This is a genomic window from Rhodothermales bacterium (assembly GCA_041391505.1).
GTDB lineage: Bacteria > Bacteroidota > Rhodothermia > Rhodothermales > JAHQVL01 > JAWKNW01.
Genome location: JAWKNW010000020.1, coordinates 16,011 through 35,374 on the forward strand (window position 1 = coordinate 16,011; position 19,364 = coordinate 35,374).

Sequence of the window (19,364 nt, forward strand, 5' to 3'; positions counted from 1 at the left end):
TGATTCGATCGTCACGCCGGCGTTACGTCTCCAGAAGGTTCGCCGGTTCGATTTCCGCGCGCTGCGACCGCTCGGCCGGCGAAATAAGGACGTTGCACGGAAATTTGGCCCCGGACCGCCCGCCAGCCGGAACGCCGGCTCCCCTCCCTCTTTTAAGCGGGGTCCTTCCCCATTGCACCCTCCCCCTATGGGCTACGCCTCCTGCCTGCGCGGCATCCGTTCCGGCGCCGAATACCCGCCCGACACCGTCATGAACCTCGACCCGGTCGACAACCGGCCGGTCGAGATCGTCCTGGATGTCGAGCGCATCCGGCGCGAAAAGCCGGACGGCGCCTGGTACCACCCCGAGCGGAAGGACATGTGGCGCTTCGGCAGCCTGCTGCCGCTGGACATCGCCGACCCGGACGACGCCCGGCACATCGTCACCCTGGGCGAAGGATACACCCCCCTGCTGGCGTACCCCGACCACGACCTCGCGAAAAAAGCCGGCTTCCGCCTCCAGGTCAAGGAAGAAGGGCGGGCCTACCCCGGCTACGGCCGCAACCCGACGCAAAGCTTCAAGGACCGCGGGATGGCGATGGCGGTCTCGATGGCGCGCAGGCTCGGGCTGAAGAAACTGGCCGTCCCCACCCAGGGCAACGCCGGCGACGCCCTGGCCGAATACGGCCGCGCCGCCGGCCTGGAGGTGGCCATCGTCATGCCCGACGACACGCCCATGCCGATCCTCGGCAAGGTCGCCGCTTATGCCCAGATCTACCCGAGCGTGCACCTCGAACTCGTCAAGGGCACGATCCGCGAGGCAGGTCTTCGGGTCAAGGAACGGTATCTCCCGGAAGGCTATTTCAGCGTCGCCACGTTTCAGGAGCCGGGCTGGCGGATCGAGGGCAAAAAGACGATGGGACTGGAACTCGCCGAGCCGGCCGAGCCCGGCGGCGCGTGGTCGCTGCCTGACGTCATCGTCTACCCCACCGGCGGCGGGACGGGGATTCTGGGGATGTGGAAGGCGTTCGACGAACTCGAGGCGCTGGGCCTGATCGACGGCCGGCGGCCGCGCATCGTATCGGTCCAGAGCGCCCGCACCGCCCCCCTCGTTCGCGCCTTCGAGGCCGGCCTCGGGGACGCCGAGCCGGTCCAGGCCGGCGACACGCTCGCGACCGGCCTCAACGTGCCCGGCGGCGTCGGGCATTTCCGGGTGCTGGAGATCCTCTACGCGAGCGAAGGATGCGCCCTCGGCATCGAGGAAGCGGCCATCGAGGAAACCCTCCGCCACACGTTCAAGACCAAGGGCTGGTGGATCAGCCCGGAAGGAGCTGCCGGCCTGGCGGCACTTCCTTCCCTCGTCGACCGCGGCGTCATCCGCGCCGGCGACCGCGTGGTTACTTTCAACACGGGATCGTTCGAAAAGTACCTCCCGAATCTTCGCCACCTGCTCCGCCAGGATATCCGCTCCTGACCGCTCGTTTCGACGGATTTAAAGCATCGGCTGCGATGGACGGCGATTGCGGCCCGCCATCGCCATGCACTTCCTGTGAAGTTTGCGCCCCCGCAGGCAGCGGGCATATTTCATGCATCAGGTTGTCCAAGAACCTGACGGCCGGCAAAATACACCGAATGGCACGCAGCTCCCCCCGCGCTGCTACAGCGGTGTCGATTGAACAGGACAGGTAGCCGCCCCGACGGCAAAAATACCGGCCCGGATAGAATAACCATTCGCCTGCGGGACACGCCCGCTGCGCGACCTATCCACGCTGCAAGCACCTACGCCTGTGTTATATCGTTCAACCTCCTGCGCCTTCGCCGTCCTCATCCTCGGATTGAGCGCCTGCGCCACTCCGGCGGAACAACCGCCGGCGCATACCGGCTCCGTAGAAACGCCGATGACCCGCGGCCTGCGCACCAGCGCCTCGGTGGGCGACGGCGCGACACGCGTTCTCTTCCGCGACCGCTCGATGGCCTCCATCCTCGACGAACTTTCGCGCCATCAACAGGCGCTGGAGCAAATCCTGGGCACGCGTGAAACCGACCTGACCCGCTCCATCGACGCGCTCGTCGATCAGCTGGGCGAAGCCTTCGCGGATGAACTGACGACGTCTTACGATGCCCTCACGCCGGCCCAGCAAGGCATGTACAACGAAGTGCTGGTGCTGGTCGAAGAGCTGCGTATGCTCGTGGGGCGCACCTTGATGGGCGGCGCGCCGCCGCCGGCCGCATCGCCCCGGCGGGCCGAAGGACGCAATGCCGCCTGACCAACCGCTCCCCGGATGCCCTCAGCGCCGGATCGGCGCGTACATCACCGTCACCATGCCCGCCTGGGTCTTGCCGCGCTCGCGGCCCGGCTCGAAACGCCAGCGGAGCAGCGAGTCCATAACGGCCGCCTCGAACGGATCTTCCGTCCCGTCCACGATCTCGAGGCTGACGACGTTGCCCGACGCGTCGACGCGCAAACTCATCTCATACGTCGCCACGAGCGATCCCGGATTCTCCGGCAGCGGCGTGCTCAACGCCACACGTCCCAGCCCCGTCACGATGTACCGAAAGCCGCGATCCGGCTCGCTGGACGCCGGCCCCTGAAACGTAGTCGGCTCCTGCACCGTCGTGTCTGCCGCCGGCACTTCGGGGGCATACGCCGGCTCGAGTCCCCTGAGGCTGTCCACCTGGCGGATGACGAGCGGGCCGACGATAACCGCGATCACCACCACGGCTGAAACGATGAGCGCGCTGCGCAGCGTGAACAGACGCGCCCAGCGCCGCGCCGGCGCGGCCGCCGGCTGACGCGAAGCAGCCGGGCGATCTGCGGAACGGGCCGAGCGCGCGGCCGGAGCCGGCCGGGCGTCGAGTTCGGCCAGACGTTTCTTGATCGAATCCGTAAACCCGTCGTCCTCCGCCCCGAGGCCTTTTAACGCGGCATGGACGTCCGATATCGGCATCGAAGCCAGCACATCCAGGTCGAGCAACCCGTCGTCCATCCGCTCTTCCAGCCAGGCCGAGGCATCGGGCGCCGCTTCGTCTTTTTTGCTTCGATTCGATCGTTTTGCCATGGGGCGTACCGGGTCTCGGGTGGGGTCAGAGGGCGTCCTTCCAGGACTGAACGCCCCGTTTGAGGCGTTTTTGCGCTTTGTTTATTTCAAGAACAGACGTATTCAGCATGGTAGCGAGGTCGCGCGGCATCAGGAGCGGATCGCTGAACAGCAGCTCGACCATGCGAAGCACGAGTTCATCCTCGCCGAACCGTTTCCTGATGAGGCCCAGCAGGTGGCGCCGCGCCGTCTCGGACGGGAGTGAAGACCGCCCCGTGTCGGCCATCCATTCCTCCAGACCGACATGCCGGCCCCACCCCTTGCGCCCCTTTCCCTTGCTGTCTTTACGGGTGTAGCCCTCTCGCGTGAGGAAATTCCAGATGTCGCTCTGGATGTTGTTGATCAGCACGGTCAACAACGGCACATCGTCCGGCAGCCGGCGGCGACCCGTGTAGAGCTTCACGATCGCTTCCTGCACCAGATCGTCCGGTGAGGGAGCCGCACGGATCTGGGACAGGTAGCGTCGGTGAAAATGGTGCGCCCACAGGCGCAGACGGGGGACGAGATCGTCCCAATCCGCCTCCCGCAGCGCCGCCGGAGGTTCGTTGGCAGGGTCTGCCCGTTTTGCCGTCATATGCTACCGGACACCCACAGCCCCGTCGTATGCGTCTCGGGGGTATCTTCTACCCGGCTGTGTTTTTTTGCCATACCTCGTTCATCCATAGACCATGCCGACCAGCAAAAACGCCCTTTATCGACGATTAAGGGCGTTTGAGCTTATGTAAGCGTCTATAAATGTAGGCAAGCCGCAGCCACAAAGCCAGACAGCGGGGGATTGGGTTCGAGGTTTATGGTGGATGTTCGAAGCGCCTCGCTCGAAAAGCATCAGCCCCCCTCTACCAACCGTTAACCCCGGAATCTCAACCCCGACCCCGTCCCCCGAACCTCGAACCTTAAACCTCGAACCTCGAACCTCGAACCTTAAACCTCGAACCTTAAACCTCGAACCTCGAACCTTAAACCTCGAACCTCGAACCGTAACGCCGGCCCCGCCGGCGTTACAACGGCATGACCCGCAGCGTCGTCTTGAGCCGGTGCTGGCCGCGGGGCGGGACCGAGACGAGGTCGCGGCCGGCGTTGGCCGTTTCGATGCAGACCATCTCCAGGTATTCGTCGTCGCCGAAGTCCGCCATCCGGCGCGACTTGGCGATCCAGGGATTCCAGACGACGGTGGATTTGCTCCCCCCCTTCTCTACCACGATCCGACGATGGAGATTCGGGTCTTCGAGGACGCAGGCTGCCGTGGTGTCGAGGTAGATATTGTCCGTTTCCTCGAAAAAGCGGATCGGGCCGTCCTGCTGTTTCAGCGCCTCGGGCCGCAGCTGGTCGATGTAGGAAACGCCGTCGAGGCCATGCACGAGCACATCCTTCACGTTGCCGACGATCAGATACGTATGCAGGGCGCCGCCGCAGACATACGTGAAATGCCCGGTATTCCGGGCCACGAGCTCTACCGTGAGCGCGGAATCGACGGTGATGATGAGTTCGAGGTCGAACGGATGCGGCCACATCCGCAGCATCTCGGCGTCGTCCGACAACCCGAGGCGCAGCTGCGCGGCCTCGCCGTCGACGATCCGGGTGGCGCGAACCTCCCACAACCGGTTGCGCACGAATCCGTGGTTAGGCAGCGACTCGTCGGATGGCGCCGGCCCGAACCAGGGCCAGCAGACCGGGATGCCGCCCCGGATGGCGCGGCCCTCTTCGTACAGGCTCTTTTCGCTCATCCACAGCACCGGCTCGGCGCCGGCCGGCTGAAACTTGAGCACCTGCCCTCCGAGCAGCGAGATCGTCGCGCGCGCCTGATCGTGCGCCAGTTCAATCATCGGCAGACCGCCGGGGCCTTCCACAAACATGATTTGACGGCCCAGCGCGAACCGCGCACTGAGCTGATCGATCTCCAGAGTAGACTGCACGACAACGTCCGGGTTAAATGGTACAACGTGAACCCGGGGGGAAGGAGCTGAGCGAGGAACGGAACGCGGCCGGCACCCCTGCAGACGTATGCCCCGCGGGCAGAAACGTCTTTCGGGTATCGACCGGAGTGCCGGCGTGCTAAAAAATCGGGGTGGCGGCGGCGATGCCTCGGCCTCGTGAGGACACGCCGCGCCGCGATGGGCCATCCGCTATCGGGCGCCGCATCAAATCGCCTGAAAACAATTCATCTCGCGATTTTTCCGGACCGATCCGGACGAAAAGATGCGCCCGTTCATGGCGATGTACACGCCGGGTGGCATGGCCTGTACAGCGGCGAAGGCGAAGCCGATGTTGAACTCGGCATCGCTGTGCTTGAAACGCGCCGGACTCAGCGCGCCCACGAGAACGATCACCTTTCCCGTCACCTGTTCCAGCGCTCGGGCTGTATCTACCATCGTATCGGTCCCGTGCGTTATCAGAATATGCCCGATGCTTTCCTTCGACACGCGATCGAGGATCAGCGCCCGGTCGGCGTCCGTGATCTCGAGGCTGTCCTTGGAAAAAAGACGCTCGATGGCGTAGGGCACCGACACGCCGACGTCGTTCAGGATGGTGGTGATCTGCGGATCGCCGACGGCGTACTCGCTTTTCGCGTCGAAGTACACCTTGTCGATGGTGCCGCCCGTGGTGAATATCTTGATCTCCATGCGCGATGCAGGATCTGCGTTGTGTTTCTTGCGGATTATCCCCGATACGTCACGGCGAGCGCCGTCACGTCGTCGAACGAGGGGTGGCCGGCCGTAAACGCGGCGAGCGCCCCGCGGACCGACGCGACGATGGCCTCGCCACCGCCCTGCCGGCCCAGCGAGGGCATCAAACGCGCTTCCTCGAAAAAGGCGCCGGCGGGATCGGAGGCCTCCGTGACACCGTCCGTGTAGCAAAAGAACGTATCGCCCGGGGCCAGCCGGACGGTAGCTTCGGCGTACGTGAACGTCCGAAGCATGCACAGCCCGATGCCCTGCGTGCGCGGCAGCATCGTCGCCTCTCCGGCGGCGTTGACGAGGCATGGCGCATGATGGCCGGCAGTAACATACGTGACGGTGCCGTCGCGCAGGTCGATCACCGCCAGCACGGCCGTCACGAACATCTCGGACAGGCTCTGGGGATACAGCATTGCATTGACGCGCTCGAGCATCTGACCCGGCGCCCCGCCCTGCATCGCCACGGCCTGGATCAACGTCCGTGTGATGGCCATGAACAGCGCCGCCGAGACCCCTTTGCCGGAGACATCCCCGACAACCAGTCCGAGGCGATCGTCTCCGAGGGGGAAGTAGTCGAAAAAGTCGCCGCCGACCTCCCGCGCCGGCTCCAGAAAGGCATGGACCGTGTAGCGGGCGTGCTCGAACCGGTCGGCGGGCAAAAAGGCGCGCTGGATCCGGCGAGCCACCGAGAGTTCTTTCTGAAGGCCGAGCAACTCGCGCTGGGCATTCAGCGCCTCGCCATACACCAGCAGCTCGCGCACCCCTTTGTCGATGGTGCGCTCCAGATCGTCGAAATCCACCGGTTTCGTGACGAAATCGTACGCCCCGCGGTTCATCGCCACGCGGATGTTGCTCATGTCCCCGTACGCCGACACGACGACCGCCTTCAGCAGCCGATCCATGCCGTGGAGCCGGTCCAGCAGCGTAAGCCCATCCATGCCCGGCATGTTGATATCCGTGAGCACCAGCTGGATCTGGGGCTCGTTCTGGAGCACCTCCATCGCCTCGAAACCGTTCTGCGCAAAATGGAAGGTCCACTCCTCCGCCCGAATCCGCTTGCGAAACCGCTGGCGGATCAGCACCTCAAGATCGGGCTCGTCGTCAACAACCAGAATAGCGAACGGCATGGAGGCTCTCTGTTCAGCGGGGATGCGGCGCCGCGTCGGCGAGCACGCGCAACGCGGCGGCCACGTCTTCCGGGATCGCGGTGAATCGAAGGGTGGCGGTTCGCGAGGCGGCATCGACCTCGGTCGTCTTCGCATACAGGTCTCCGGCCAGCCGCGCGCCGGCCACCTCCAGATCCAGCTCGATCCGCAGGTTGACCAGCACGTCCAGCGGCTCGGCAAGCCGGATGAGCGCCGTACGGCCGGAGAGCGCCAGCAGGTCGCCTTCCATCGCGGCCCCCGTCATATGTTTTCCATCCAGCACCGTACACCGCAGCGCGACCGGCTCCGCCAGCGTCGCCAGCTGATCGGCGTGAGTTTCGAGCGACAGGTTGAAGGGAGCCCCGATGCCCTCGACCTCGTAGATCGCGACGGGCTCCGAAAACCCCTTGGTGGAAACCTGCATGCGCCGGCCGATCGCCAGCGCGCCCCCCACGGCCGAGCGCGTCCCTTCCGCGATCAGGACCTGCCCGCCGACGGTGTACGACTCGATCCGGGCGGTCAGGTTGACGTGGCTCCCCACCACGCCGTATTTCGCCCGCATCCGCGAGCCGATGTTGCCGACCACCACCTCGCCGGTGTTGATGCCGATGCCCATCTCGAGCGCCGGCCACCCGCGCGCGGCCATCACGGCGTTCACCTCCTCCATCGCCCTTTGCATCGCGAGGGCGCAGGCTACGGCGCGCGACGCGTCGTCGGGGCGCTGCAGCGGGGCGCCGAAAATCACGAGGATCGCGTCGCCGATGAACTCGTCGATCGTGCCCTGGTACGCCGCGATGACCTCGGCCATCCTGCCGAGATAGGTATTGAGGATGTCGACCACGACCTCGGGCGCGAGCCGCTCCGACACGTTCGAGAACCCGCGCAGATCGGACATCAGGATGGTGACCAGGCGTTTTTCGCCGCCCAGCCGCCAGGCGTCCGGGTCGTCGAGCAGCGCCGAGGCGACCTCATCGGACAGGTACCGCCCGAAGGTCTCGCGGACATGGACGGCACGCCGGCGTTCCTCCACCGTCTGAATCGCTTTTTTGATGGTGATCTCGAGGTCGAGCAGGTCGATGGGCTTCATCAGGAAGTCGAACGAGCCCCGGTTCATCGCCTGCCGGATGTTGTCGAGATCGCCGTAGGCGGAAATCACGACGGCCTGGAGGAGCCGCTCGAGCCGGCGGATGTGCGTCAGCAGCGTCAACCCGTCCATCCGGGGCATGTTGATGTCGGTCAGGACGATCTCGATGTCCGGATCGTTCTGCAACGCCTCGAGCGCCTGGTACCCGTCGTGCGCCGTGACGAATTCGTACGCGCCGGCGCGAATCTCCTTGCGGAATTTCTGCCGGATGAGATCCCCGAGGTCGGGCTCATCGTCCACCAGCAATATTTTGGTCGGTGTTTCCATGGGTGTGCGGCAAACGGGGAGCCTCGATCGCGGTCTCGTCTCCCACGCGCGCGATGCCGTGAGAAATCGCTACGGGCGACGCCAAGCGCTACCGGGGGTACTCAACGCGGCATCGCCGCCGCGATCATCTGTTTCAGTTCCGAGAAATCGATCGGTTTGGTCAGGTAGCCGTCGGCCCCGTACTTCAGGGCCGACTGGTAATTTTGCTCATCGCTGTAGGCCGTGATCATGTGCACGGGGATGTCGGCAAATTCTCCCTTCAGCGTACGGAGCAGCTCCAGCCCGGTCATGCCCGGCATGTTGATGTCGGACAAAACGAGCACGATATCGGCATGGTCGCGCCCCCGCATATAGGCCAGCGCCTCCTCGCCGGACAGCGCAAAATGAAAGCGCAGCGTGCCGGCCTTGAGTTCCTTTCGGAAATGCTGCCGAAACAGCCATTGCATGTCTTCCTCGTCGTCCACGACGAGCACGTTGAACGGTGGGGTCATCGGTTACGGAATTCAGGATGGTGCGTCGCCGGCGGGGAGCGCCAGTTCAAAAGCGGCCCCTTCGGCGCCCGAGGTATCGAGGCGAAGCATGCCGCGATGGCCCTGGGTGACGATATCGTAGCTGAGCGAGAGCCCGAGGCCCGTTCCTTCGCCGGGCGGTTTGGTCGTAAAAAACGGATCGAAGATGCGGGCCTGAACCGTCTCGGGAACGCCGGCGCCGTTGTCCTCCACGCGAACGACCGCAAAATCGCCGTCCAGCCACGTGGAAAGATGGACGCGCGGTTCATACCCCGCCTCGCCGAGCGCCTTCCGGGCCGAGACCGCGTAAAACGCGTTGCTGAGCAAATTAAGGATGACACGGCCGATATCCTGCGGCACCATACGAACGCGTCCGATGGCGGGGTCCATCGATTTTTCCAGCGTCACGTTGAACGACATATCCCGGGCCCGGGCGCCGTGGTAGGCGAGACCGGCGTACTCCTCGATCAACCCGTTCAGATCGACCTCGCGCCATTCGCCCGAGACGCCCCGCGCGTGCTGGAGCATTCCGTGCACGATCCGGTCGGCCCGTTTGCCATGCTGCTGGATCCGGCCGGCGTTGCTGCGCAAATCCGTCAGCAGCTCCTCCAGTTCGTCCCGCGTCGCTCGGATCGTGTCGCCTTCGTGGGCGTCCATGAAGGCGATGAGGTCATCGACGAGTTCGACGGAGAGGGCCGCGAAATTGTTGACGAAATTGAGCGGGTTTTTGATTTCATGGGCAATGCCGGCGGTCAGCTGCCCGAGGGAAATCATTTTTTCGCTCTGTACCAGCTGCTCCTGGGCCGCTCTCAGCTCCGCCAGCAGAGACTCCAGCCGCTCGTTCTGCTCCAGCAGCGCCTCGTTCCGCTCGCGCATCCATCGCGCTTCTTTCTCCGACTGCTCCATGGCCGTCCGGATCTGCAGCCGGCTCAATCGCACCCGCAGCTCGTCGCCGAACACGCGTTCCTTCGCCTCCTGGAAGGCCTTGTAGTGCTGCAGCGCGCCGGCGACGTCGCCCCGCTCCTCGGCGAGGCGCGCCAGGGCTTCGCGTACCTCAAATTTACGGGTCTCCACGCCGAGGTCGTCCGCGATGGCCAGGGCGTCCGCAAACGCGGTCTCGGCCTCGTCGAAGCGGCCGGTGCGGGCGTAGAGACGGCCGAGACTGAGCAAGCTGGTGCTCACGGCGCGCTGGTTGTTCACCTGCCGGCGGACCGACAGACTTTCCAGAAGAAAACGTTCGCTCTCGTCGAACCGTCCTTCATCCATCAGCACGACGCCCGTGTCGTGTTGCGCCCGCGCCTCGCCGGTCACATTCCGGGCTTCCCGAAACAGACCCATCGCCCGTTCGAGGTGCCCGATCGCTTCCTTGTGCTGGCCGTTTTTGTGGCAGATGTTGCCCAGCCCGATGAGGGCCCGCGCCATGCCGACGGGATAGTGGTTCGCCTCGAAAATCCCGAGGCTTTCCTCGAAATAGGCGCGGGCGCGCTCGGTGTCCCCCAGCTCAAAATACCCGACGCCAAAACCGTGGACGAGCCACCCGCGATAGACCGCGTGCTCGCCGTCCTTCAAAAAGCGCATGGCCTGCTGCCCGTACGAGAGCGCCTGCTCGAAATCGCCCAGGCTCAGGTACACGCCGCCGTAGCCGGCGTACATCTGCCCCAGCAGTTCGTCGTCGTTCCAGGCGAGCGCCATGTCCACCCCCTCGCGGAGAACGGCGATCGCTTCGTCGTATTCGGAAAGCATGTGGTGCCCCATCGACCGGAGCCAGTACCCGTCGCGTTCCGGATGGGGATCTCCGGCGAGGCGGGCTTGTTCGATCAGCTCGGGCACCCACGTCAGTGCGAGACGCGGTGCATCGTTGACGCTCCGTTCCGCGAAGGCGAGCAGCTCGGCCCGCTTCTCGGGAGCCGGCAGGTCGGCATGAAGGAGGTCCTTCCACGCCGCGGCGAGTGCGCTGGTATTTTCGGCTTCCATGCCTTTCTCATGATTGAGGATACGCAACTTACGAAAACCTACCGGGGTATGTTAGATCCCCGAGTCGCCCGACGCGATCGCCATGTACAGCCGTTTTAAAAATCGACCTTTCAAGCCCTTCACTATGTCCGCCGACGACGCCGCACGCCGCTTCGAAATCAAGGCCGGCTTTTCGCCCACCGGCGACCAACCCCGCGCCATCGATGAGTTGACCACCGGCGTCCTGCGGGGCGACACCTACCAGACCCTGCTCGGGGCCACCGGCACCGGCAAGACCTTTACGATCAGCCACCTGATTCAGAACCTGAATCGCCCGACGCTGGTCATGAGCCACAACAAGACCCTGGCCGCCCAGCTGTACGCGGAATTCAGGCAGTTCTTCCCGGACAACGCCGTCGAGTTCTTCATCTCCTACTACGATTATTACCAGCCCGAAGCGTACATCCCGCATTCGGACACCTATATCGAGAAGGATATGTCGGTCAACGAGCGGATCGACCGCCTGCGCCTCCGGGCGACGAGCGCGCTCGTGTCGGGCCGGCCGGATGTGATCGTGGTCGCGAGCGTGTCCTGCATCTACGGCCTCGGCTCGCCGGACGAGTACCGCGCCCAGATCGCGCAGGTGCAGACCGGCATGGAGATCGAGCGCAACGCATTGCTCCACCAGCTGTCGAACATCTTCTACACGCGCAACGACATCGCCTTCGAACCCGGCGCCTTCCGCGTCCGGGGCGATATCGTCGAAGTATTCCCGGCGTATCTGGAAGACATCGCCTACCGCATCTCGTTCTGGGGAGACGAAATCGAAAAGATCACCAGCTTCGAACCCCTGACCGGCAACACGATCGAGGAGATGCAGCTGCTGACGATCTACCCGGCCAAAATCTTTGTGACGCCGCGCGAACAGCTCGACCGGGCCCTCGCGTCCATCGAGGAAGAACTCCACTGGCGCCTCGCCGTCCTGCGCGAGATGGGCAAGCTCGTCGAGGCCCAGCGCCTCGAACAGCGCACCATGTTCGACCTCGAGATGCTGCGGGAAGTCGGCTACTGCTCGGGCGTCGAGAACTACTCCCGGCACCTCTCCGGCCTCCAGCCCGGCGAACGCCCGTACTGTCTGTTCGACTATTTCCCGGACGACATGCTGCTCGTGATCGACGAAAGCCACGTGACCGTCCCGCAGGTCCGCGCCATGTACAACGGCGACCGGGCCCGCAAGCTCACGCTCGTCGAACACGGCTTCCGCCTCCCCTCGGCGCTCGACAACCGCCCGATGACCTTCGAGGAGTTCGAGGCCAAGCAGAAACAGGTCATCTACGTCAGCGCCACGCCGGGCGACTACGAACTCGAGCAGTGCGGCGGCGTGTTTGTCGAGCAGATCATCCGGCCGACCGGCATCCCCGACCCGGTGATCATCCTGCGGCCGTCGAAAGGGCAGATCGACGACCTGCTGGAGGAAATCCGGGGCTGCAGCGAACGCAACGAGCGCACGCTGGTCACCACCCTCACCAAACGCATGTCGGAAGACCTGACCGAATACCTGGATTCGTTCGGCGTGAAGGTCCGGTACATGCACTCGGATATCGACGCCCTCGAACGCGTCGAAATCCTGCGCGACCTGAGGCTGGGCGTCTTCGATGTGTTGATCGGTGTCAACCTGCTCCGCGAAGGCCTCGACCTCCCCGAGGTGGCGCTCGTGGCCATTCTGGACGCGGACAAGGAAGGCTTCCTGCGCAGCGACCGCTCGCTCATCCAGACCGCCGGCCGCGCCGCCCGTAACGCCGAGGGCCGCATCATCATGTATGCGGATACGGTGACCGGATCGATGCAGCGGATGATGGACGAGACCCGGCGCCGGCGGGAGATCCAGCTCGCCTACAACGAAGAACATGGCATCATCCCGAAAACCGTCTTCAAGTCGCGCGAAGAGATCCTCCGGGGCACCGTCATCGCCGAGGAAAAGGCCGACCAGGAAGATGGCGTCAGCTCGCGCTATTACGGCAGCGACGAGAACCTGCCGATCGCCGCGGACCCGGTGGTCAAGTACCTCACCGAGGATCAAAAACGCGACCTTATCGCCCAGCTCCGCAAGGAAATGAACGAAGCCGCCGAAAACCTCAAGTTCGAGCGCGCCGCCGAACTCCGCGACAACATCGCCCAGATGGAGGCGGCGATGAACGCGCGATGAGCCCGATGTACACAACCCTTCGCCCATCGCGTATCGCCACGTCCTGACTTCACCATGGCCATCGTCTACATCCTCGGTGCGGCGCAAGGGCTGTTTCTGGCCGCCATCCTGGCCAGCCGAAGCCCTCGAACGACCCCGAATCGGCTGCTCGCCCTGGCGATGATCGCGTTTTCAGTCGACCTCGTGACAGCCTGGTACCACACCGCCGGCCTCGACCAGCAGGCGCCCCAGTTCATCGGGCTGGATGCCGGCATCGGCTTCCTCTATGGCCCCCTCTGGTTTCTCTATGCCCGGACCCTCACCACGCCGGCGCACGCGCTGCGCCGTATCGATTACCTGCATTTCCTCCCCTTTCTCCTCGCGCTCCTGGTGATGGTCCCCTTCTACAGGCTGGATGGGGCCGCCAAGCTCGCCGACATGATGCACCCGGACCATAACCGGTATCTGATTTTGGCCGGCGCACTCGCCCCCTTCAAGATCGGCTTCGGCGCGCTGTACATCGGCTGGGTGCTCGTCCTCATCCGCCGGCACCGCCGGCGCATCCGCTGGACCCACTCCATGCTCGACCACGTCCAGCTCAACTGGGTGCGTAACGTCACCTACGGCTTTGTCCTCCTCCTCGTGCTCTCGTTCGTACTCTACCTGGTGGGCAAACCCACCGCCGAACACCCCGTAGGGATGGATCCCTCGACCATCCACGACGACATCGCCCTGATCGCCCTGGCCGTCATGGTGTACCTGATCGGCTATTTCGGTCTGCGTCAGCCCGAAATCCTCCTGCCCAAGGAGAGTCCGCCCCCCGAAACGCCGACCCACGCCGGGCCGGCGAACCCGGACAAACCCAGCTACGCCAAATCCGGCATGGAGCCGGACACCGCGCGGGAAATCAAGGAGCGGCTCTGCGCCGTCATGGAGCGGGACAGGCTGTACCGCAACGGCCAGCTCACCCTGGTCGACCTCGCCGGCGCGCTCGACATCTCCCCGCACAACCTCACCGAGGTCCTCAACACCCAGCTCGGCCTCAACTTCTACGACTTCGTGAACGGATACCGCGTCCGCGAGGCCAAGGAACGGCTCGACGACCCGGCCTGCGCGCACCTGACGGTGCTGGCCATCGGACTGGATGCCGGCTTCAACTCGAAATCCTCGTTCAACGCGGTCTTCAAGAAACATACGCAACGGTCGCCATCCGCGTACCGGGACCGGGAGTCCAGCGCCGCCGACGCGAACAATCCCGCTGGAACGGACACATGATGACGTCCAGTCCCACGGGTGCGGACGACGGGACGCCGCGACCGGGCTAGTTTGGGCCCGTTGTTTCAGCGATTCCAACCCGGTCATGCGTCGTTTTCTGTATAGCCTTTTTTTCGTCCTCCATCTGGCCGGCACGGCCGGCGCCCAGACGCCGGCGACACCGTACCAGACCGTCCGCGGCGTCGTCGTCGACCGGGACAGCCGGATACCCCTGCCCGGCGCCAACGTGGTCGTGCTCAGCGTCGATCCGCCCGTGGGAACGACCACCGACCTCGAAGGCCGCTTCGAGGTGCCCCGCGTGCCGGTCGGCCGGCATCGCATCCGCATCAGCTTCCTCGGCTTCGAGCCCGTCCTGCTGCCCGATGTCCTGGTCACCGCCGGCAAAGAGGTGGTCCTGAACATCGCCCTCCAGGAAGACATCCTGCAGGGGCAGGAGATCGTGATCGAGGCAGACGCCGCGAAGGGGAATGCCATCAACGACATGGCCTTCGTGAGCGCGCGATCGTTTTCGGTTGAAGACACGCGTCGTTATGCCGGCGGCCTCGACGACCCGGCCCGGATGGCGTCGGCGTTCGCCGGCATCGCATCGGCCGGCGGCGTCAGCGACAATGCCCTCGCCATCCGTGGAAACAGCCCCAAAGGGGTGCAATGGCGGTTGCAGGGTGTCGAAATCCCGAATCCGAACCATTTCGCCGGACTGAGCGTCGCGGGCGGCGGCGGCCTCACGCTGTTCAGCAGCCAGCTCCTCGCCAACTCCGATGTGATGACGGGCGCGTTTCCGGCCACGTACGGCAACGCGCTGGCCGGCGTGTTCGACATGCAATTCAGGCCGGGGAATGCGTCCCGGTACGAGCATACCCTCCAGGTCGGCGTGATCGGCCTCGATGCCGCCTCGGAGGGGCCGCTCGGCGACGGCGGCGGGTCGTATCTGTTCAACTACCGGTACTCCACCCTCGGCCTCCTGCTGCCGCTCCTCCCCACCGAATCGAAAACCACGTTTCAGGACGTCGCCTTCCACCTCAACCTCCCCACGCGCCGCGCCGGTCGGTTCAGCCTGTGGGGGATGGGCGGAAGCGACCGCCAGACGCAGCGCGCCACCACCGATTCCACGGCGTGGGAATACGACTTCTGGGACCGCGTCGACGCCAGGCTCGCGCTCGATATCGGCGTCGCCGGCCTGACCCACCATGCGCTCCTCGGCGCGCGCACCTACCTCCAGTCCCGCCTGGCGGTAACCGTCAACCGGACGCGGTGGGACTGGGACCGTCTCGACGAGAACGTGCGGTTCCAGCCCGACCTGGCCATCCACTCGACGGACCTGCGCGCCTCCGCCGGCGTCCAGCTCAGCCATAAATTCAGCGCGCGGCATACCCAGGAGACCAGCCTGTCGGTGCAACGCATCGGATACGACCTCACGCTGCGGGATGCGCCGGGACAGCGTCCGCCGGCGGTCCTCCTCGCCGCCGGCGCGGGGCACGCCTACCTGTGGGAGGCCGGCATCCAGTCGCGGCTCCGGCCGGCCCCGCGATGGACGCTCGCGCTCGGCATCCACGGCACCTATTTCGGACTCACCGAAAGCGCGTCCATCGAGCCCCGCGTCGGGATCCGGTGGCAGGCCGACGAACGCCAGGCATGGAGCCTGGGCCTGGGCCGGCACAGCCAGGCCGAAGAGGTTCGTATCTACTTTGCCGATCCTGCCGGCGACGGCGGCCGCCCGAACGGCACGCTCGGCCTGTCCAGAGCCCATCACCTCGTGCTCGGCTACGACCTGGCCCTCGACGACGCCCATCGCCTCAAGATCGAAACCTACTATCAGTATCTGTTCGATATACCGGTCATCGCCGACAGCGCCTATTCGATGCTTAATTTTGAGCAGGATTGGGGATTTAACGCCGCCCTCGCCGGCATCGGCGCCGGCGCCAACAAGGGCGTCGAAGTGACCCTCGAACGGTTCCTGAAAGAGGGGTTCTACTTCCTGGTCACCGGCTCCTTGTTCGAATCCCGATACCGCGGCGGCGACGCGTTATGGCGGCCGACGCGCTTCGATCAGCGATATGCGGTCAACGCCCTGGCCGGCCGGGAATTCAGCTTTCGCCAGGGTAGGCGCTTGCTCGGATTGAACGGGCGGCTCATTGCGATCGGCGGCAAGCGGCACAGTCCGCTCGACCCGGTCGCGTCCGGACGTCGCCTCGAGCCGGTGTTTGACGAGACGCGCGCGTTCGAGCAGCGGTGGCCGGCCCTGTTCCTCGCGGATGTCACCGTCACCTACCGCATCAACCGACCCGAGCGGTCTCACGTCTGGGCGCTCCAGGTAAAAAACGCGCTCGGCGCGAAGGACCGCTATTTCGACTACAACTACCGGACGAACCGGGTGGACATCGTGCGCGACGGCTTCCCGCTCCCCGTTCTGAGCTACAAACTGGAATTTTGAGCGGTTTCACTCCACCGATGTCCGACACGATCCTCACCGGCGTGATTTCGAGACACGCCGGCCGTCTGCGAAGAAATCTGGAACACGCCGGCGGATGCCTTCCGGTGGAAACCTGCCGGCGCAAGACGAGTATGGATGTCCTCTCAATCGAGTTGTACGCTGCACCGCAGGCCGATACCATGAAAAAAGATATCCATCCGGAATACAAGATGATCACCGTCAAACTGGCGGATGGTACGTCATTCCAGACCCGTTCGACGATGGATTCCGACACGTACGCGTCGGAAGTCGACTCGACGAACCACCCGTTCTACACGGGCCGTCGCCAGTATGTCGACACCGCCGGCCGCGTCGAGAAGTTCAACCGCCGGTACGCGAAGACGGGCAAATAACCGCTCCCCTTCGCAGGGTACCCCATACCGTTGGGTTTCAAGGCGGTCCGCGGCGCGGATCGCCTTTTTCCGTTTTGCCTCCATGGTCGCCAACCCCGTTCAACTCATCCTCGCCAAACGAGCCGGCCACGAGATCGAGCCGGCCGATCTGCGCGCATTCATCGAGGCCTATACGGTCGGCGACGTGCCCGACTACCAGATGAGCGCCTTTCTCATGGCCTCCTTCTTCCAGGGCATGACCGACCGGGAAACCGCCACGCTCACCGACGCCATGCTGCATTCCGGCGTCGTGCTCGACCTGTCCGACATCCCGGGACGCAAGGTAGACAAGCACTCGACCGGTGGCGTGGGCGACAAGGTCTCGCTCATCCTCGCCCCCATCGTCGCGGCCTGCGGCGTACCCGTCCCGATGATCTCGGGGCGCGGCCTGGGCCACAGCGGCGGCACGCTCGACAAGCTCGAAAGCATCCCCGGTTTCCGCACCACCCTCTCGCTCGACGCCTACCGCCGGCAGCTCGCCGAACTCGGCCTCGTCATGATCGGACAGACCCGGGAGATCGCGCCGGCAGACCGTAAACTGTACGCGCTGCGCGACGTCACGGGAACGGTCGAGTTTATCCCCTTCATCGCGTCCTCGATCATGAGCAAAAAGCTCGCGGAAGGCATCGACGCGCTGGTGCTGGACGTCAAATGCGGTCGCGGCGCCTTTATGAAGGACGAAGCCGACGCGCGCCGCCTGGCGGAGACGCTCGTGGGGATCGGCGAACGATACGGCAAACCGACCGTCGCCTGGCTCACCCGCATGGACGATCCGCTCGGCATCGCGGTGGGGAACTGGCCCGAAGTCGCCGAAAGCATCCGGTGTCTTCGGGGCGAGCCGAGCGACGACCTCATGACCGTCACCTATGCCCTCGCCGGCGAGATGCTGTGGCTCGGCGGCGTGGCGGAATCCCCTGAGGCCGGCGCCGCATCCGCGCGCCAGGCCGTCGCGTCCGGGGCGGCGCTGGATGGTTTCGCCCGCCTGATCGAGGCCCAGGGCGGCGACGCCGCCGTCATTGACGCGCCCGACTACGGGTGGCCCGGCACGCCCTCCTACACGGTGACGGCGCCTGCGGGATGGGATGGCTACCTGCACGGCATCGACGCCCTGGCCGTAGGATGGTGCGCCGTCGAGCTGGGCGCCGGCCGGATGCGGAAGGAAGACGCGGTGGATCCCGCGGCAGGGCTGATCCTCCACGTGCGCCCGGGCGACGCGGTCGCCGCCGGCGACCCGATCGCCACCCTGTACACCCGGCGCGCCGACCGGGTCGAAAGCCTCCGCAAACAGCTCGAAAACGCCTGCACCATCCTGCCGGCGCCGCCCGCGAGCCGGCCCATCCTGATGGACCGCTTTACCGGGGGGGCGTGGATGTCCTCCTCAAAATAGCCACAGCGTGCATCTTTACGGATAGCGTGTTCGTTATACGCAGATGCGTTATATTGCGTGCGTTTTGGCACGTTTTACACTCAACCCTACCGTCAACGTCTCCATGTCTGTCTGGTCCCGCTTCTCCCGTTGGGTAAAATCAATCTTTGGCGGTGCCATCTCGGCACTCGAAGATCCACGCCTCATTCTCGAGCAAAACATTCGGGAACTGAACGATCAGGTGCCGAAGATGAACGAGAACATCGCCACGGTGAAAGCCAGTGTGGTGCTTCTCGAGAAAGAAGTGCGCCGCGTGGAGCGGGAAATCGCCGACCTGACCTCCAAGATCAAGGCAGGCATTCAGGCCGGCCGGGACGACCTCGCGCAGCGGTATGCGATCCAGCTTGAGAAAGCGAAGGACACGCACGATCGGTCCAAGGAACAGCTGAAATACGCCTCCGCGGCGTATGACAAGGCGATCCAGGTAAAAAAAGCCTTCATGCGCGAAAAGGATCGCAAGATCCAGGAGGCGAAAGAAGCCCTCCGCGCGCACGAACGCTCGAAATGGCAGGCCAAAGTGGCGGATGCGATGGAGCAGTTCGAGGTAGGCGGCGTCGACCAGACGCACGACGAAATGGTCCAGCGCATCAACGAACAGGCCGCCAAGAACGAGGCGCGCATCGAGATGGCGCTCGATTCGTTCGACAGCGAAGCGCTGCGCATCGAGGAAGACGCCGAATCGATCCGGGCCGCCGAACTGGTCAAGCAGTTCAAGCTGGAGATGGGCGTCGACGCCCAGGAATCCGCCGGCCGCGAGAGCGCATCCAATCTCGAACTGCCTGAACGCGAAGCCGAGCAGGGCGCCAAGACGATCGGCAAACAACGGTCTCAAACCGAATAAGCGAC

Annotated in this window: 16 protein-coding genes; 8 read left to right on the forward strand and 8 right to left on the reverse strand. The window is 64.7% G+C overall.

All coding sequences use genetic code 11. The features are described from left to right. Positions 1 to 187 precede the first annotated feature (187 nt). Complete coding sequence (locus R2834_17155) at positions 188 to 1,453, forward strand: threonine synthase (GenBank protein MEZ4702065.1); 1,266 nt, start codon at positions 188 to 190, stop codon at positions 1,451 to 1,453. Between the two features lie 313 nt (positions 1,454 to 1,766). Further along, positions 1,767 to 2,246: a hypothetical protein gene (locus tag R2834_17160; protein ID MEZ4702066.1), complete on the forward strand. Its 480-nt coding sequence runs from the start codon at positions 1,767 to 1,769 to the stop codon at positions 2,244 to 2,246. Positions 2,247 to 2,267: 21 nt separating this feature from the next. On the opposite strand, the gene R2834_17165 is transcribed toward R2834_17160, so the two are convergent. The 8 genes from R2834_17165 to R2834_17200 form a co-directional block, all read right to left on the reverse strand. Then, positions 2,268 to 3,038: a hypothetical protein gene (locus R2834_17165; protein ID MEZ4702067.1), complete on the reverse strand. Its 771-nt coding sequence runs from the start codon at positions 3,036 to 3,038 to the stop codon at positions 2,268 to 2,270. 25 nt (positions 3,039 to 3,063) lie between these two features. Next, positions 3,064 to 3,651, reverse strand: coding sequence for a hypothetical protein (locus tag R2834_17170; protein MEZ4702068.1), 588 nt, complete (start codon positions 3,649 to 3,651; stop codon positions 3,064 to 3,066). 424 nt (positions 3,652 to 4,075) lie between these two features. Then, entirely contained in the window at positions 4,076 to 4,990 is a 915-nt protein-coding gene (locus R2834_17175; protein ID MEZ4702069.1) for a D-hexose-6-phosphate mutarotase, read from the reverse strand. Between the two features lie 225 nt (positions 4,991 to 5,215). Next, positions 5,216 to 5,698 (reverse strand): asparaginase domain-containing protein, encoded by a 483-nt coding sequence (locus R2834_17180; protein MEZ4702070.1) that lies wholly within the window; start codon positions 5,696 to 5,698, stop codon positions 5,216 to 5,218. A 35-nt stretch (positions 5,699 to 5,733) separates the two neighbouring features. Beyond that, on the reverse strand, positions 5,734 to 6,879 hold the full coding sequence (locus R2834_17185) for a SpoIIE family protein phosphatase (GenBank protein MEZ4702071.1): 1,146 nt from the start codon (positions 6,877 to 6,879) through the stop codon (positions 5,734 to 5,736). Positions 6,880 to 6,892: 13 nt separating this feature from the next. Beyond that, positions 6,893 to 8,308, reverse strand: coding sequence for an adenylate/guanylate cyclase domain-containing protein (locus R2834_17190; GenBank protein ID MEZ4702072.1), 1,416 nt, complete (start codon positions 8,306 to 8,308; stop codon positions 6,893 to 6,895). 101 nt (positions 8,309 to 8,409) lie between these two features. Next, positions 8,410 to 8,799, reverse strand: coding sequence for a response regulator (locus R2834_17195; GenBank protein MEZ4702073.1), 390 nt, complete (start codon positions 8,797 to 8,799; stop codon positions 8,410 to 8,412). 12 nt (positions 8,800 to 8,811) lie between these two features. Next, complete coding sequence (locus R2834_17200; protein MEZ4702074.1) at positions 8,812 to 10,791, reverse strand: tetratricopeptide repeat protein; 1,980 nt, start codon at positions 10,789 to 10,791, stop codon at positions 8,812 to 8,814. Between the two features lie 124 nt (positions 10,792 to 10,915). On the opposite strand from R2834_17200, the gene uvrB reads away from it, so the two are divergent. The 6 genes from uvrB (at position 10,916) to R2834_17230 (ending at position 19,359) form a co-directional block, all read left to right on the forward strand. Then, positions 10,916 to 12,976, forward strand: a complete 2,061-nt coding sequence (uvrB, locus tag R2834_17205; protein ID MEZ4702075.1) for an excinuclease ABC subunit UvrB — start codon at positions 10,916 to 10,918, stop codon at positions 12,974 to 12,976. Positions 12,977 to 13,030: 54 nt separating this feature from the next. Further along, positions 13,031 to 14,230: a helix-turn-helix domain-containing protein gene (locus tag R2834_17210; protein MEZ4702076.1), complete on the forward strand. Its 1,200-nt coding sequence runs from the start codon at positions 13,031 to 13,033 to the stop codon at positions 14,228 to 14,230. Positions 14,231 to 14,315: 85 nt separating this feature from the next. Then, entirely contained in the window at positions 14,316 to 16,661 is a 2,346-nt protein-coding gene (locus R2834_17215; protein ID MEZ4702077.1) for a TonB-dependent receptor, read from the forward strand. A gap of 179 nt (positions 16,662 to 16,840) precedes the next feature. Further along, the gene (gene rpmE / locus R2834_17220) at positions 16,841 to 17,053 is read left to right on the forward strand and encodes a 50S ribosomal protein L31 (GenBank protein MEZ4702078.1); all 213 of its coding nucleotides are present in this window, start codon (positions 16,841 to 16,843) and stop codon (positions 17,051 to 17,053) included. An 82-nt stretch (positions 17,054 to 17,135) separates the two neighbouring features. Then, a complete protein-coding gene (locus R2834_17225) occupies positions 17,136 to 18,479 on the forward strand; it encodes a thymidine phosphorylase (GenBank protein MEZ4702079.1) in 1,344 nt (447 codons plus the stop codon). A gap of 103 nt (positions 18,480 to 18,582) precedes the next feature. Beyond that, positions 18,583 to 19,359: a PspA/IM30 family protein gene (locus R2834_17230; GenBank protein ID MEZ4702080.1), complete on the forward strand. Its 777-nt coding sequence runs from the start codon at positions 18,583 to 18,585 to the stop codon at positions 19,357 to 19,359. Positions 19,360 to 19,364 lie beyond the last annotated feature (5 nt).

Coding starts and splice junctions, on each gene's coding strand:
- R2834_17225 (MEZ4702079.1), top strand. CDS start 17,136: ATGGTCGCCAACCCCGTTCAACTCATCCTCGCCAAACGAGCCGGCCAC.
- R2834_17195 (MEZ4702073.1), bottom strand. CDS start 8,799: ATGACCCCACCGTTCAACGTGCTCGTCGTGGACGACGAGGAAGACATG.
- R2834_17230 (MEZ4702080.1), top strand. CDS start 18,583: ATGTCTGTCTGGTCCCGCTTCTCCCGTTGGGTAAAATCAATCTTTGGC.
- R2834_17180 (MEZ4702070.1), bottom strand. CDS start 5,698: ATGGAGATCAAGATATTCACCACGGGCGGCACCATCGACAAGGTGTAC.
- rpmE (MEZ4702078.1), top strand. CDS start 16,841: ATGAAAAAAGATATCCATCCGGAATACAAGATGATCACCGTCAAACTG.
- R2834_17190 (MEZ4702072.1), bottom strand. CDS start 8,308: ATGGAAACACCGACCAAAATATTGCTGGTGGACGATGAGCCCGACCTC.
- R2834_17165 (MEZ4702067.1), bottom strand. CDS start 3,038: ATGGCAAAACGATCGAATCGAAGCAAAAAAGACGAAGCGGCGCCCGAT.
- R2834_17200 (MEZ4702074.1), bottom strand. CDS start 10,791: ATGGAAGCCGAAAATACCAGCGCACTCGCCGCGGCGTGGAAGGACCTC.
- R2834_17210 (MEZ4702076.1), top strand. CDS start 13,031: ATGGCCATCGTCTACATCCTCGGTGCGGCGCAAGGGCTGTTTCTGGCC.
- R2834_17215 (MEZ4702077.1), top strand. CDS start 14,316: ATGCGTCGTTTTCTGTATAGCCTTTTTTTCGTCCTCCATCTGGCCGGC.
- R2834_17170 (MEZ4702068.1), bottom strand. CDS start 3,651: ATGACGGCAAAACGGGCAGACCCTGCCAACGAACCTCCGGCGGCGCTG.
- R2834_17185 (MEZ4702071.1), bottom strand. CDS start 6,879: ATGCCGTTCGCTATTCTGGTTGTTGACGACGAGCCCGATCTTGAGGTG.
- uvrB (MEZ4702075.1), top strand. CDS start 10,916: ATGTCCGCCGACGACGCCGCACGCCGCTTCGAAATCAAGGCCGGCTTT.
- R2834_17155 (MEZ4702065.1), top strand. CDS start 188: ATGGGCTACGCCTCCTGCCTGCGCGGCATCCGTTCCGGCGCCGAATAC.